This is a genomic window from Pseudalkalibacillus hwajinpoensis (genome assembly GCF_015234585.1).
Lineage (GTDB): Bacteria > Bacillota > Bacilli > Bacillales > Guptibacillaceae > Guptibacillus > Guptibacillus hwajinpoensis_B.
Map to the genome: position 1 here is coordinate 1,496,963 of NZ_JADFCM010000008.1, position 16,008 is coordinate 1,512,970.

The 16,008-nt window shown below is 39.9% G+C and carries 13 protein-coding genes; 12 read left to right on the forward strand and 1 reads right to left on the reverse strand.

The features are described from left to right. Positions 1-11 precede the first annotated feature (11 nt). From IQ283_RS19355 to IQ283_RS19385, 7 genes are all read left to right on the forward strand, one after another. Complete coding sequence (locus IQ283_RS19355) at positions 12-1,583, forward strand: flotillin family protein (RefSeq protein ID WP_194221701.1); 1,572 nt, start codon at positions 12-14, stop codon at positions 1,581-1,583. Positions 1,584-1,724: 141 nt separating this feature from the next. Next, positions 1,725-3,104: an FAD-binding oxidoreductase gene (locus IQ283_RS19360; protein WP_194221702.1), complete on the forward strand. Its 1,380-nt coding sequence runs from the start codon at positions 1,725-1,727 to the stop codon at positions 3,102-3,104. Positions 3,105-3,239: 135 nt separating this feature from the next. Continuing rightward, positions 3,240-4,088: a 3-hydroxyacyl-CoA dehydrogenase family protein gene (locus IQ283_RS19365; protein WP_194221703.1), complete on the forward strand. Its 849-nt coding sequence runs from the start codon at positions 3,240-3,242 to the stop codon at positions 4,086-4,088. 18 nt (positions 4,089-4,106) lie between these two features. After that, the gene (locus tag IQ283_RS19370) at positions 4,107-5,255 is read left to right on the forward strand and encodes an acyl-CoA dehydrogenase family protein (protein ID WP_194221704.1); all 1,149 of its coding nucleotides are present in this window, start codon (positions 4,107-4,109) and stop codon (positions 5,253-5,255) included. A 14-nt stretch (positions 5,256-5,269) separates the two neighbouring features. Next, on the forward strand, positions 5,270-6,457 hold the full coding sequence (locus IQ283_RS19375; protein ID WP_194221705.1) for a thiolase family protein: 1,188 nt from the start codon (positions 5,270-5,272) through the stop codon (positions 6,455-6,457). A gap of 96 nt (positions 6,458-6,553) precedes the next feature. Next, on the forward strand, positions 6,554-7,024 hold the full coding sequence (locus IQ283_RS19380; RefSeq protein ID WP_194221706.1) for a GNAT family N-acetyltransferase: 471 nt from the start codon (positions 6,554-6,556) through the stop codon (positions 7,022-7,024). 76 nt (positions 7,025-7,100) lie between these two features. Further along, positions 7,101-8,576, forward strand: a complete 1,476-nt coding sequence (locus IQ283_RS19385) for a flavin monoamine oxidase family protein (protein WP_242057394.1) — start codon at positions 7,101-7,103, stop codon at positions 8,574-8,576. 28 nt (positions 8,577-8,604) lie between these two features. Here the strand turns inward: IQ283_RS19385 and IQ283_RS19390 are convergent, their stop codons facing one another. Further along, positions 8,605-9,192 (reverse strand): DUF6944 family repetitive protein, encoded by a 588-nt coding sequence (locus IQ283_RS19390; protein ID WP_408962620.1) that lies wholly within the window; start codon positions 9,190-9,192, stop codon positions 8,605-8,607. Positions 9,193-9,474: 282 nt separating this feature from the next. Between IQ283_RS19390 and IQ283_RS19395 the strand changes: the two genes are divergently transcribed. From IQ283_RS19395 to IQ283_RS19415, 5 genes are read left to right on the forward strand one after another with little or no spacing between them, the layout of a single operon-like run. Next, positions 9,475-10,827, forward strand: a complete 1,353-nt coding sequence (locus IQ283_RS19395) for an aspartate aminotransferase family protein (RefSeq protein WP_194221709.1) — start codon at positions 9,475-9,477, stop codon at positions 10,825-10,827. Then, positions 10,824-12,347, forward strand: coding sequence for a pyridoxal phosphate-dependent decarboxylase family protein (locus tag IQ283_RS19400; protein ID WP_194221710.1), 1,524 nt, complete (start codon positions 10,824-10,826; stop codon positions 12,345-12,347). The genes IQ283_RS19395 and IQ283_RS19400 overlap by 4 nt, the downstream gene beginning before the upstream one ends. Beyond that, positions 12,344-14,122, forward strand: a complete 1,779-nt coding sequence (locus IQ283_RS19405; RefSeq protein ID WP_194221711.1) for an IucA/IucC family protein — start codon at positions 12,344-12,346, stop codon at positions 14,120-14,122. The genes IQ283_RS19400 and IQ283_RS19405 overlap by 4 nt, the downstream gene beginning before the upstream one ends. Beyond that, positions 14,106-14,672 carry a GNAT family N-acetyltransferase gene (locus IQ283_RS19410; protein WP_194221712.1) on the forward strand — a complete coding sequence of 189 codons (567 nt, stop codon included), beginning with the start codon at positions 14,106-14,108 and terminating at the stop codon, positions 14,670-14,672. The genes IQ283_RS19405 and IQ283_RS19410 overlap by 17 nt, the downstream gene beginning before the upstream one ends. Then, positions 14,665-15,990 carry a lysine N(6)-hydroxylase/L-ornithine N(5)-oxygenase family protein gene (locus tag IQ283_RS19415; protein ID WP_194221713.1) on the forward strand — a complete coding sequence of 442 codons (1,326 nt, stop codon included), beginning with the start codon at positions 14,665-14,667 and terminating at the stop codon, positions 15,988-15,990. Before IQ283_RS19410 ends, IQ283_RS19415 begins: the two co-directional genes overlap by 8 nt. Positions 15,991-16,008 lie beyond the last annotated feature (18 nt).

The window sequence follows — 16,008 nt, forward strand, 5'->3', positions numbered from 1 at the left end:
ATGATGCAAGCATGATGGAGTTTATCGGATTAATCATCTCCGGTATCATTTTGTTTATATTATTAGTGGCTGGTGGGATTGGCTTTTTTATTTTCAAAAGAAGATACAAAACCGCTAGCTCAAACCAGGCCCTGATTATTACAGGACCAAAACTAGGTGATGCTGAAAAAGACAATCGAATCTTCGTTGATGACAACGGCCGCAGTATGAAAATTGTACGCGGTGGCGGGATACGATTAAAGCTATTCCAAACAAGTACACCGATTGATCTAACATCATTTCAATTAGAAATTGCTTCACCAAAAGCCTATACTTCAGAAGGTGTTCCTATTAGAGCGACAAGTGTCGCAGAGATTAGTATTGGAAGTAAACTTGAAATTGTCGCGAACTATGCAGAAAAATTTCTAGGTAAGCCTCAAAAAGAAAAAGAACGTGAATTAAAAGAAGTTCTTGAAGGACACCTTCGGGCCATCATTTCTTCTCTTACAGTCGACGAAATTTACAAAGACTTCAATTCAGTGAACAAAAAAGTGAAAAACATTGCTGAAGAAGATCTTAAAAATCTTGGTTTTGAAATTACGTCGTTTGCTTTAAAAGAATTAAAAGATGACGATGAAGAGAATGGATATCTAGAAGCGCTTGGGCGTCCAAGAATTGCGGAAGCACGAAAAGACGCTGATATTGCGGAAGCAAATGCAAGACGTGAAACCCGTATGCATAAAGCCAAAACAGATCAAGAAGCAGAAGAAGATGAGATTAGACGACAAATTGAGATTGCACGATCTCAAAAAGACAAAGATGTGAAAGAAGCCGAGTACAAAGCTGAAATTGAACAAGGGCGCGCACGTTCTGAACAGTCTTACAACCTAGAACAGGCGAGATTAAATCAGAAAGTAAAAGAAGAAGAGATGCAAGTTCAGTACATTGAACGTCAACGTCAAGTGGAATTGGAACAAGAGGAACAGAAGCGTCGAAAAACTCAGGCTGATTCAAATGCATACGATATTCGTGCAAATGCCGAAGCAGAAGCAGAGCGCGATCGTATTGATGGACAAACAAAAGCTGATATTGAAAAGCAAAAAGGACTAGCTGAAGCGGAAGTTATTAGAGAACGTGGCCGAGCGGAGGCAGAAGCAAAAGAATTAATGGCTCAAGCAATGGAAAATTACGGTGATGCTGCGATTATTGAAATGCTTGTTGAGATGTTGCCGAAATATGCACACGAAATTGCTCAGCCGCTATCTCAGATTTCAGAAATGAAAGTGATTGATCTAGGAGGTAGTAATAGTAGTGGTTCAACCAAAATAACCGATAACGTCACGAAAACAATGACAGGTCTTCAAGCAAGTCTGAAGGAATCAACGGGAATGGATTTGAAAGCTATGTTAGAAAGCTTTGTTTCTAGAGGGCAATACGACTCTTTCTCCGCTAATGATCAAGTTAATGATCAAGACTCTAAAGATGAGAAAGATGAGGACCCCAGCACATATGATAGCCAATATGAAGTCGCCACCGCTTATGAAGAAGAGAATGAAGAAGAAGCACAAGAAAATATTGAACAAGTGGAAGAAGAAAACAAGTAAAACTGTTAAAGTCTGACAAAAGTCAGGCTTTTCTTTTTGACTTATTGCTATAAGAATTGACGTTATGAAAACAGTAGTGATAAAGTAATGAGAGTATTATCAGAAAAGTGTTAATTTTACATAAGAGTGGAGGAAAGCTATATGAAAATCGTATCTTTGCTTTCAACATTTCTAGACGATGATCAAATTAGTGTTAATGCAACGATTCTCGAACAACATAGCAAGGATGAATCTTATCATACGCCACACGATCCGGACGTTGTTGTTTTCCCAAGAACAACCGAGCAAGTAAGTAAAATTATGAAAGCGGCAAATGAGCATAGGATTCCCATCGTGCCATTTGGCTTGGGATCTAGTCTTGAAGGGCATGTGATTCCATATCATGGCGGTATTTCAATTGATTTTCAATTGATGAACCAAGTTCTCGAAGTTCGACCAGAAGATTTTCTAGTACGCGTCCAACCAGGTGTCACACGTTCACAATTAAATAAAGAATTGAAAAAACACGGTCTCTTTTTCACAGTAGATCCAGGTGCGGATGCAACGTTAGGTGGCATGGCCTCAACAAATGCAAGCGGAACCACTTCAGTACGGTATGGAGTAATGCGTGATCAGGTTCGAGACATGGAAGTTGTTCTTGCCGATGGACGTGTCATCCATACCGGTAGCATGACTGCAAAGTCTTCATCAGGTTACCATTTAAATGGCCTTTTTGTAGGCTCAGAAGGGACACTTGGGACATTTACAGAATTAACACTCAACGTAAACGGAATACCAGAAGTTACGCTTGCAGGGCGAATCGTTTTTCCAACTGTAGAGCGAGCTGTAGCCACCGTTACTAATATTCTTCACGCAGCCATTCCGGTCGCTAGAATCGAACTAGTAGACGCACGCTCAGTACAACAGGTGAACAAAACAAATGAAACCAACTATATCGAAAAACCAACGTTATTTGTTGAATTTCATGGTAATGAAGCGGGGTTAAATCAAGATGTTACCTTTGCCAAAAGCATCGCAGAAGACAATGATTGCGAAGAATTTATATTTGAGCACGATACGAAGAAAAGAGCGCTTCTTTGGGAAGCGCGACATAATCTTGCTTACTCCTTTAGTCATGGTTCTCCAGGGAAAAAGATGATGGTAACAGATGTATGTGTTCCCATTTCAGAGTTAACTGGCGCTATTCTCGATGCACGAAAAGCCATCGAGAAATTTGATTTAGACGGAGCTCTATTGGGGCATGTAGGGGACGGGAATTATCATGCTATTGTGATGATTAATCCCGATGACCCCATTGAACTTGAAAAGGCAAACAAGCTAAACCAACACCTTGTGCACTATGCTCTAGATCGTGGCGGAACTTGCACTGGTGAGCATGGGGTAGGTACTGGCAAAGCCCAGTATCAGCAAAAAGAACATGGAGGTTCTCTCGAAGTCATGCTGGCATTGAAGAAAACGCTTGACCCTAATGGGATCCTAAATCCGGGGAAAATTTTCGTGACTGATCAAGTTTCATTCTAGATATGAAAGACCGTTCAAACAACTGAACGGTCTTTTTAATTTGAATCCTAAAAGGAACTAGTTGTCTTCTTCGAGAAGTAAGTGTAGTACAAACTGTAAGCGATTTCATTTATATGTTTTTTAGGAGGACGAGAAATGACGATGACGAAAATTGCTGTTGTTGGGGCAGGTACAATGGGAAAAGGGATTGCTTTCTCAGCTGCAGCTGCAGGGGTTTCAGTGAAAATGCATGATGTTAGTGACGAGGCTTTGAAGCAAGCACAGATCTATGTAAAAGACCAATTTGAACGTTTGGTCAAGAAAGAGAAAATAACAAGAGAGCAAGCAACAAAAAGATTCGAAGGAATACAATTCACAAACGAATTGAAAGAAGCCGTCTACGATTGTGATCTTGTGATCGAAGCAGTCCTTGAGGTAATGGAATTAAAAACAAGCATTTTTAAACAACTTGATGAGTTTGCTCCAGCTCACGCTATTCTTGCAACAAACACTTCGACAATGAGTCCAACCGAAATTGCCGCACAAACCATGCGCCCTGATCAATGTCTTGCTCTTCATTTTTTCAATCCGGTACCAAAGATGAAGCTCATTGAAGTCATTTGTGGGCTGGAAACATCTGAAGATACCATTGATAAAGCGATGCGGTTTGGAGAAACCATTGGAAAAGAATGCGTAAGAATCAATGAGTTTCCAGGCTTTGCAGTTAGTCGTATGAATTGTCTAATTGGCAACGAAGCGATGAATATGGTGATGGAAGGTGTAGCTACACCCGAAGACATTGATAAAGCCATGAAACTTGGTCTAAATCATCCAATGGGGCCTCTTGAACTAGCTGATCTTGTTGGTCTTGATACTCGACTACGCAATATGGAGTACTTATACAAAACGCTAGGTGAAAAATATCGCCCCTGTCCCATTTTAACAAAGTACGTAAAGGCAGGAAGACTTGGCCGAAAAAGCGGAAGAGGCTTTTATACATATTAATAGAAAGAAGGGTTAAGATTGGACTTTCAGCTCGATCAAGACATCGAATATTTAAAAACGACTGTCCGAAACTTTGTAGAAAACGAAGTAGAAAAAGTAGCCATGACCATTGAGCGTGAAAATCAAATACCAGAACACATTATCGAAATGTCAAAAGAATTAGGTCTATTTGGTCTTAGTATTCCAGAAGAATATGGAGGGCTTGGAATTGGAATGGTTGGAAAATGCGCTCTATATGAAGAATTAGGTAAAACGCATAACGGGTTTACTACTTTAATTGGAGCACATACGGGAATTGGTTCGGTTGGAATTGTTGAACTCGGTAATACCAAACAAAGGGAATATTATTTACCCGAAATGGCACGAGGAAACATGATAGGAGCCTTTGCTCTTACTGAGCCATCTGCAGGATCAAATGCCTCTAACTTGAAAACGACAGCCTTCAAACAAGGTAATAAATATATTCTAAACGGTACGAAGCATTACATTACTAACGCGACAGAAGCGAGCGTTTTTACCGTTATGGCTGTAACAGATCCTTCACAAGGTGCGAAGGGGATTACATCCTTTATCGTTGAAAAAGATTTCCCTGGCTTTCAAGTTGGTGCAGTGGAAGAAAAAATGGGGTTAAAAGGGTCACATTCAGCTGAGCTTATCTTTGATCATTGTGAAGTGCCAGAGGAAAATGTTCTTGGAACAGTAGGAGAAGGGTATGTTAATGCATTAAAAATTTTGGCAAATGGTCGTGCAGGCCTCGCTGCTCGTAATCTTGGATCTTCCCAAAAGCTATTAGACTTATGCATGTCTTACGTGGAGGAGCGCATCCAATTTGACGTGCCGATCATTGAACACCAAGCTATTGCACATATGGTTGCTGAAATGGGAGTTGAAATTGAAGCACTTCGATCTTTTACTTATCGTGTAGCATGGATGGTTGAAGAAGGAAAAAAGGTCATTAAGGAAGCGGCAATGTTAAAGCTGTATGGATCTGAAGTATACAATAGAATCGCCGACAAGGCGCTACAAATTCACGGGGGGCTCGGTTACATTTCAGATTATCCGATTGAGCGATTTTTCCGTGACGCTCGGATCACCCGTATTTATGAAGGTACATCAGAAATTCAGAAAAACATCATTGCAGGTCAACTACGTAAAGAATACAAATGAGGAGGTAAAAAGGAGTGGAAAACATCGTTATCGTAGAACCAGTTCGTACACCAGTAGGACGCTACGGTGGTGTCTTTAAAAATCTAAACTCTGGAAAGTTAGCTACCTATGCCATACAAGAAACACTAGCTCGATCAGGTCTCCCCCCGCACTTAGTAGAAGAAGTCATTTTAGGAGAAGTAAGACAAACAACCGAATCATCTAATGTAGCGAGAGTCGCTTCATTACGTGCTGGCATTCCTGAAACCTCTCCTGCATTTACAATCAATCGACTTTGCGCATCAGGTATGCAGTCTGTCGCCTCAGCAGTCCAACAAATTCAATCAAAGCAGGCCTCTATTCTGATCGCAGGCGGAACAGAGAGTTTAAGTCAGGCTCCCATTTATTTAAGAAATAGCCGTTTCGGAGGAGACAAAACGCAATTAGTTGATTCTAATTCAGAAGCTGGACAACAGCCTGTTGAACAATATGGTTCTCATCTTGGCATGGGTATTACAGCAGAAAACGTAGCCGAACGTTACAAGATATCGCGGGATGAACAAGATGCTTTTGCAGCAGAAAGTCAGCGACGAGCAGCAGAAGCGATTGAAAAGGGTAAATTTAGAGATGAAATTGTTCCGGTCGAAATTCAAAATCGTCGTCAAACGAATCTTGTCGATCAAGATGAACATCCTCGTCCAGGCACAACAATTGAGAAACTTGGCAAATTAAAATCAGTATTTAAAGAGAACGGAACGGTGACAGCTGGCAATTCTTGCGGAAGGAATGATGGAGCTGTTGCCATGCTTGTGATGACTGAAATGAAAGCAAAAGAATTAGAGCTTCAACCCATTGCTAGAATCGTTGATTGGGCTACTTCTGGGGTTTCTCCTGAGATAATGGGAATCGGACCAATTTCAGCCGTTCGGAAGCTTTTAGAACGCACAGGGAAAACGCTCGAGGAGATCGGTTTAATAGAGCTCAATGAAGCCTTTGCTGCTCAGGCACTCGCTGTTATTCGAGAACTTGAATTAGACATGAGCAAGGTAAACGTAAATGGAGGAGCTATAGCATTAGGTCATCCGCTCGGTGCTACAGGTGCTCGCATTCTCACCTCTTTGATATATGAAATGAAGAAGAGAAACGAACGCTTTGGAATCGCAACATTATGCGTTGGCGGTGGACAGGGCATGGCCATGATGGTAGAAAGTATGAACGGATAGACTCTTATCGGAGGCGGCATCTGCCGTCTTTTTTGATGCGTTGTTTGCACTTGGGTTCTATAATAAAAAGAAAGAGAATCACGGAAGGGGAATGGCATGCATATCAGGCCTTTTAAAGAAAACGATTTAATAGAAATGATTGATCTTTTTTATGACACTGTTCATTCTATTAACCGGAGAGACTATACAAACATACAGGTAAATGCCTGGGCTAATAAAACTGAACTTAATAGGCGTCATGCATCATGGGGAGAGGAATTCGAACGAAACTTCACTTATGTTGCTACCTTAGACAAACAGATCGTAGGATTTTGCGATTTAACCTCTTCAGGACTGCTTGACCGTTTATATGTTCATAAAGACTACCAAAGAAAAGGAATCGCTTCCGAGCTCTTAGAAAAAGTGCAACAGACCGCACGTTTGAACAATATGGAACAGCTTCATACGGAAGCAAGCATAACGGCAGTTCCGTTTTTTAGAGAGCAAGGATTTTCACTAGTAAAAAGTCAGCTAGTTGAAAAAAACGGTATCCAACTTAAAAATTTTCTCATGGCGAAGGAGTTATAGGCAATAGTGATGTTAAAAACTAGTTCGTATAGTTTTTAAATGTAACTAATATGTTAGTGAAAAAAGGATGATGGTGATGTCTCGAGAATTCACTACGCCTCAATACCCTAACGAGATGCTTAATATCATTAAGAATGGATTGAAAAAATCGTCTTCACCAACGAACGTTATTGTTGTGGGAGCTGGCGTTGCAGGACTAGTATCAGCATCCTTGTTAAAGAAGGCCGGTCATCGAGTTACCATTCTAGAAGGTAACGATCGTGTTGGCGGGAGGATTTACACTCTTAGAAAACCATTTACAGATGATAATTATCTTGATGTTGGCGCTATGCGTATTCCTACAACTCACAAATTAACGTATGAATATATCAGAAGATTTCAACTTAAAATGAATCGCTTCGTGAATTCCTCTCCAAGAGATATCATTTATGCTAATGGAGTTAGAACTACAAGAGAAAAATACGAAGCAGACCCTGATATACTTCAATTTCCCGTTGAACCTCACGAAAAAGGAAAAACCGCTACGGAATTATTTTTATCAGCAGTTAATCCATTTTTACTGCTTTATAAAGAAGGTGACGCTCAACAAAAGAAATTCATTCGTAAAAAATTTGATCAGTATTCAATGGAGAATTTTCTTCGCTTCAATCCCATTGGTCCTTCGCTATCTCCAAATGCTGTTCGAATGGTTAAAGTACTTTTAGGCATTGAAGGATTTTCGGAACTATCCTTTATCGACATTCTAACCGATATCGTAAATACTGTTTTTAATACTGACATGGAATTTAACGAAATTACTGGTGGAAATGATCAATTGCCTCGGTCTTTTCTACCTGAGCTAGAAGAGAATCTCTTGTTAAATCAAAAAGTACACCGCCTTATTCAAAGACCACAAAGTGTTCAAATTCAGACGAGGAATCAACAAACAGGAATTATTGAAAAGTTTAACAGCGATTATGTTCTTATGACTGTGCCTTTTTCAGTGTTTCAATTTATAGAAGTTTATCCGTACCGTTCTTTTTCATTTGATAAATGGAAAGCGATCCGTGAGTTGCATTATGTAGCTTCTATTAAAATTGGGATTGAATTTAAAGACCGATTTTGGGAAAAAGAAGGGTTGAATGGTGCAAATACCATTTCGGATTTTCCTAATCGCTATACGTATACACCTAGTCGCACAGGTAATGAGCCAGGAGCTGGAGTCTTACTAGCAAGTTATAGCTGGGAAGATAACGCGATGTTATGGAATAGCTTAAATGATGATCAAAAAATCACACAATCCCTCGAAGATCTTGCAAAAATACATGGACCTAAAGTATTTGATGAGTACTTGACGAGCGCATCATTTAGCTGGAGTCAAAATCAATTCTCAGGAGGTTGCTTTACACTCTTTAAACCGAATCAAATTACCGAATTTGAAAGCATCGTAAAAAAACCTGAAGGAAGAGTTCACTTTGCAGGTGAGCACACATCAGATTTCCACGGGTGGATTGAAGGAGCAGTTGAATCTGGTGTTAGAGCGGCATTTGAAATCAATGAGCGCACGTTATAAATCCTTTTAATCTCATTTAACAGATCGCTCAATGTTCATAATACTCTTTTGTGAAACCAATGGCTGCAATGGCTGCCCCTGCAGTTTGACCATAACTTCCAATGGCAAGAATCTGTTGTCCCATCTTCTTATTTCCATTCTTCACATACAGAAGCCCAATAGCTTCAATAGCAATGGCAAACGATTGAATCGTTTGCCCGGTTGTGATGAGCTCTGCATAGAAGGCTTCACTTATACTCGAGCTTTTTGCTTCGAAAGCAGCTCCAGCTGATTGAATAATATCTCCCATAATGTCAATATTCAGCGCTTCTTCATCAGTCCCCGTTACAATTCCTGATCCACCAAGAACATTTGCAATATTACCAGCAGACTGTAACCATGCTCCGAGCGTTCCAAACGTTTCATTCTCATTAGAAGTCAAGCTGCTTCTTCCGATAGCTTGAAGAGAGTTCCCCGTTGCTTCGACGCCATTCCCAATTACATAAAGATCTCCTCCGATATCCTCCATAAGTGAGTCCGCTTCATTTGATGCAACAATTGTATTCCCAATAGAGGCAATAGCTGCACCTATCGTCTGGATCCACGCTCCCGAAAGAATGAGGAATTCTCCGTACACCTCCAATACTAAACACGCTCCTTTTCATACTTTTATCCTATTCGTTTGATTTGCATTGTGACCAAAGTCAATCGTCTAATTTAGACCACCAAAGAAGGAGGGACTCCCACAATCCTCTTTCCATTATTAGGGATTAAAACCAACCGATCTACCTAGCAAAACCGACTTTATCTTTAAGTGATAATGGTTCTCAAGTATCATTGACTATGATAATCATTCTCACTTATCATGAATAGTGTAAGATAATGAAAATCATTATCAATTAGTAAAGGAGTTCTCAACATGATGATTCAAGAATTAACTTCAAATCAAACACTACTCGACCAACAAATGAAAAGAGAGTCCAATGCAAGATCTTATCCAAGAAGAATACCAATTGCCATTAATGAGGCAGAAGGGATTTTTGTTACTGACATGGAAGGAAAGCGATATTATGATTGCTTAGCTGGTGCTGGTACTTTAGCTCTTGGTCATAACCATCCCGTTACTATAGAAGCCATGCAGAAAGTCCTTCATGATAAAAGGCCTTTACATACGTTAGATATTACAACACCAATAAAAGAAGAGTTCGTGAATGAAATATTTTCAAATTTACCCGGAGATTTCGCAGAGCGTGCCAAAATACAATTTTGTGGACCAACAGGAGGCGATGCGATAGAAGCCGCCTTAAAATTAGTGAAAACTGCGACAAGGAGAAGTAGTATCCTTACGTTTCAAGGAGGATACCACGGTTCAACACATGGAACAATGGCGATTAGTGGTAATCTCGGTCCCAAAAAAAACGTCCAAGGTTTAATGCCAGATACTCATTTCATGCCATACCCGTATTCGTATCGTTGTCCATTTGGTATGAAGGAAAGCGAAGGACACAAAATTTCTAGTACTTATATTGAAAATCTATTAGATGATCCGGAGAGCGGCATTTTACCCCCGGCCGCTATGATTCTAGAAGTTGTTCAAGGCGAAGGTGGTTCCGTACCTGCACCTATCGAATGGCTACAGGAAATGAGAAGAATAACAAGCGAGCGAGGTATTCCCCTTATTATTGATGAAATCCAAACGGGAATAGGACGAACAGGAAAAATGTTCGCATTCGAACATGCAGGGATCGTACCAGATGTCATTGTCCTTTCTAAAGCAATTGGCGGCAGTCTCCCACTTTCGGTTGTTATTTACGATCGTGAACTCGATAAGTGGGAGCCTGGTGCTCACATTGGTACATTCAGAGGAAATCAAATGGCAATGGCAGCCGGAACCGCCTTATTGAAATTTATTAAAGAACAGAGACTTGATGTTCATGCAGCAACGATGGGGGAAAAAATGCTTTCTGCCTTACAAAAGCTTCAGATGAATTTCCGAGAAATTGGAGACGTAAGGGGGAGAGGGCTAATGATCGGTGTTGAAATAGTTGATCCTACACAGCCCCAGTCTTCATCAGGAAGCTATCCTTCTCAACCTGTGTTAGCTAGCAGAATTCAGAGAGAATGCTTTGACAGAGGATTGATATTAGAAGTTGGAGGTCGTAACGGAAGTGTAGTAAGGTTCCTCCCGCCACTGATAATAACGAATGAACAAGTTTTAGAAGTACTCAGCATTTTTGAGGAAGCAGTTAACGCTGCTGTTAAAAGTTTATGATAAATGCAGTTGAAAAGAATCCTCCTGATATTTCAAAAGAGAAAATGTATGATTCCCTTTTCCTTAACAACAGTGAGAAAGGACAAGAAGCTTTCCGGGAACAAATGCACGAAATGACGAACATAATTTGCGAGACTTTTCGTAAAGAAAATGCGCCGTTCACCGGAAAGGAGCCACAAACGATTGAAAAGGAAGTTGAAGAACTTTTCGATTTTCCCAGCTCAAATCAAGATTTTACTGCATTACTAAACGAGCTTAAGGCTCCTCTATTCAAAAATAACCTGCAAATTTCTCATGAAAAAAGCCTGGCTCATTTGCAATGCCCACCGCTTATACCTGCCATAGCTGCTGAACTCGCAATAAGTGTGTTCAATCAATCACTTGATTCATGGGATCAAAGTCCTTCTGCTACGTACCTTGAAGAGGGAATGATTAAGTGGCTCGCAGATCAATTCGGTTATTCATCAAATGCTGACGGAACTTTTACAAGTGGAGGGACACAATCGAACTACACTGGTCTTCTTCTAGCTAGAGATGCATGTTGTTTAAGATTATGGGGGCAAAATGTTCAGAAAGATGGATTACCAGATGAGTTTCATAAATTAAGGATTCTTTGCTCAGAGGAGGCTCATTTTACTGTACAAAAATCAGCTGTACAGCTTGGATTGGGAGAAAAAGCAGTAATAAAAGTTAAAACAGACAAACATCACAGAATGTCGGTATCGCATTTACAGTACCAATTAGCTGAATTAAAAGCTCAACACCTTGTTCCTTTTGCACTCGTTGGAACTTGTGGGACCACTGATTTCGGAAGCATAGATCCGTTAGATGAACTAGCGGCAATCGCTCATGAGGAAGATTTATGGTTTCATGTGGATGCAGCTTTTGGAGGCGCGCTTATTCTTTCCAAATCTCATAAGTCAAAGTTAAAAGGAATTTGTTATGCCGATTCGCTCACAGTCGATTTTCATAAGCTATTTTATCAGCCCATTTCATGTGGGGCTTTCCTTGTGAAGAACAAAGAATCGTTCCGGTTTTTAATTCAACATGCTGATTATTTAAATCCACTAGAGGATGTAGAAGAGGGGATTCCCAACCTGGTGAACAAATCGATTTTAACTTCCAGAAGACTTGACGCCTTTAAGCTCTTTCTTTCATTAAAAACGATAGGTACAAACCTGTTTGGAGAAATGATTGATCATACTTTTATCCTTGCTCAAACAACTGCGGAATACCTTTCGAGTCAGGATGATATTAAAGTTGAAAACCTTTCTCCAGAACTCAACACTGTTATCTTTCGTTATGAACCTCAAGATTTCAGTACCGATCGATGCAAATTAAATCGAAAAATACAGCAAGAATTGTTGTATGAGGGCAGAGCGGCCATAGCCAAAACTTCTGTTAATGGCCAAACCTTCTTGAAGTTCACCATACTAAACCCTAGAACAAAAATGAAGCACATCCAAGAGATCGTGGATGACATTCGTACACTCGGAAGGAAATGGAGGGAACATACGTGATCAGTGCTAAAAAAGTCGCAGAACAGGCGACTATGCAAAGCTTTCTGAATTGTTATTTACGTGAAACAGGAAACTACTCAGAAATACAAAAACCTGAAGATTTATCTACAACCTTATCTCAGAAATTCATTTCCTGCCTACTAATAAATCAGGGAATAGAGATGATCATCCCCGTTTCTTATTGGTCCTTAACAGAGAGGCATATTTATCAGTTCCCATTATATTACCGGTCATTAAATGGTACTTTTCATACTCTTGACTATGTGACATTAACAACACTGATTGTAAAGGAACTACTAATTGACCAAAACCGAAAGTATGCAGAAGATGAATTGGTTCTGCGAGTAATGTTGAGTTGTCAAAGCATGACAACTTACATTGGAAAGCGATTCGAAGACAGAGGAAAATTAACGGATGAAGATTTTGATTACATTGAAGCAGAACAGTCTTTACTTTTTGGTCACTTAATGCATCCGACGCCGAAAAGCAAACAAGGGTTAACACAAGAGGAAGATGAATTGTTTTCTCCAGAACTAAAAGGTGAATTTCAGCTTCACTATTTTAGTGTTCACCCTTCGATTATCAATGAAGATTCCAGTTTGCATCTACAAGCAAGCGAGCTTATTAAAGAAGAGTTAATAGACGGTGCAGTAGATCAAGAATGGATTCATCAATTTAAAGAGCGTGTTCTAATACCAGTGCACCCTCTTCAAGTAAACTCTCTTCTAAAAAAAGCAGAAGTGCTTAAACACATTCAAAAAGGAACGCTTGATTATCTAGGACCAGTTGGGCGCATGTATACAGCTACATCTTCTTTTAGAACTGTGTACAGCTCTTTAACTAGATTCATGTTTAAGTTTTCAGTTCCGGTAAAAATCACAAATTCACTACGACTAAATCAACAGAAAGAGCTAGATCGTGGCGTAGAGGTTTCTAGACTCTTACAAACACAATTAGGTGAAAAATTAGCAAATAATTATCCTGACTTTAAAATTATCCAGGATCCAGCTTATCTCAATATCAACATTCCTAATCTTGAATCTGAATTCGCCGTGATGATTAGAGAGAATCCTTTCTACGAAAAGAGCGAAAATACAAGCCTCGTAGCAGCACTATGTCAGGATCATGCATACGGTGGCAGGTCACGAATTTATTCCATCATTACTGCTATTGCTAGAAGAGAGGGACGTGCGATAGAAGAAGTGAGTGTCGAGTGGTTCGATCGTTATCTCGACATATCACTTGATCCGATGCTTTGGCTTCATCAACATTATGGCATTGCACTAGAAGCACACCAGCAGAATGCTGTTGTTAAGCTTAAGGAAGGGTATCCATCTACATTCTATTATCGAGACAATCAAGGATATTATTTCAGTGAGTCCAAGTCTGAAGAACTAGCGATGCTCCTGCCTAATTTGAATGAGAAGAGCGATACAATTTGTTCCGATGACGTAGCAAATGAACGCTTTCGCTATTATTTCTTTTTTAACAACTTATTCGGATTAATCAACGCATTTGGTGTAAACGGATTAATTGAAGAAAAACACCTTGTGACCATACTGAGAGAACGACTCTCTCATTATTTAGCTAGACAGTCATCACCTCTCATTAAAAGTTTACTTGAGGAGCCTGTTCTTCCTTGTAAAGCGAATCTCTTAACACGTTTCTATGATATGGATGAGCTTATTGGATCAATGGCTACACAATCAGTGTATACGATGGTCCGAAATCCGATCGCTCAGGAGGTTACAGTTAGACATGGCAATGGATTTTGATGTATTCGATCAAAAACTACAAAAAACGATCTCTTTTGCTAAAGTGAGCTTCAAACGCGATGTCGAGATGATTCACTCTTGGATGAACGAAGAGCATGTGCATCCATTCTGGCAATTAAATATACCGATTAACTCATTTCGAAATCATTTACAAAAGGCACTAAAAGATACACACCAGACGCTTTATCTAGGTTTTATCAATGAGGTGCCAATGAGCTACTGGGAAGCTTATTGGGTAAAGGAAGATATCATTGAAGGATCTTATGAGAACAAGCCATATGACCAAGGCATCCATCTCTTGATCGGTCATACAGACTATTTAGGACTAGGATATTCCCTTCACCTTCTACGTGCAATGGTTTCTATGCAATTGAAAGAGAAGCGGACAGAGAGAATCGTAGCAGAACCAGATATACGTAATAAAAAAATGATTCATATATTTGAGAAGTGTGGATTCACTCCACAAAAACCAATTGATCTACCGGATAAAACAGGCTTATTAATGATTTGTGAGCGGAAGCAGTTTGAAAGGAAGTGGGGAAATGCCTGAATACGTCTACGATGCAATTGGTATCGGTATTGGACCATTTAATTTAGGTCTAGCTGCTTTAACAGATGAAATGGACGATTTGGATATTCTTCTATTTGACCGTAAAAAAGAATTTGATTGGCATCCAGGTATGCTCATCGTAGGAACCACATTGCAAGTGCCATTTTTCGCGGATCTTGTAAGCATGGCTGACGTTAAAAACAAATATAGTTTTCTTAACTACCTGCAGGTTCATGGTCGTATGTATCACTTTTATTTTTTAGAAAAGTTTCATATTCCGAGAAAGGAATACAATCACTACTGTAAATGGGTGAGTCATCAACTAAATTCATGCCGATTTGGATATGAAGTCACTGAAGTTTCATCTTATGAAGCATCCGAGGGAGAATTCATTTATGCTGTTCACGTCCAGAATGTGAACACTCTAGAAACCTCCACGTTCTTGGCCAGGCATCTGGTCATGGGAATAGGCTCAGTACCTGCAGTACCAGAACATTTTAAACCTGCGCTTGGAGAGACCGTTTTTCATTCATCAGAATTCATGGAGAAGAAACCAACGGCTTTACAAGGAAAATCCATTTCAGTTATTGGATCAGGCCAAAGTGCAGCTGAGATTTTTTTAGATCTAGCAAAAGAACAGGAGCATTATGACTACCATCTTAGCTGGTACACAAGATCAAACGGTTTTTTCCCAATGGAGTACTCCAAACTAGGACTTGAATATTTTTCACCAGATTACACCGAATTCTTTTACGATCTTCCGCAAGAAAAAAAAGACAAAGTGATTGAAAAACAAGACTTACTTTACAAAGGGATTAGTGCAGAAACGATTTCAGAAATCTATGACGTATTATATGAACAATCTATTGGGAATCAACGCTCCCCCTTACACTTACAGGCTATGAGTGAGGTAAATCAACTAGAGATGAAAGGGGAGGTTTGTTTAGGCAAGGGACGCCACACGATTACAAACGAACCATTTGATTTCGAATCTGAATTCATTGTGCTTGGTACTGGATATAAACAGACCGTTCCAACTTTCTTACCCGAATCTTTTTTACTTAGGGACGAGAATGGCCGCCCGACGATTACGAAAGATTACCGCTTAATGACGAAAGATTCCAATCAGAACAATATATTCATTCAAAACGGAGAGCTACACACTCACGGAGTTGGTGCGCCCGACCTTGGTCTCGGAGCACACCGAAATGCTGTCATCATCAATCAAATCTCCAATAGAGAAGAATACCCCGTGCAGTCACATAACGTTTTTCAATCTTTTGGAATCGCCAAACAACCTGCTCTTACAACAAACTAGAAGGAAAGTGGTGAACGT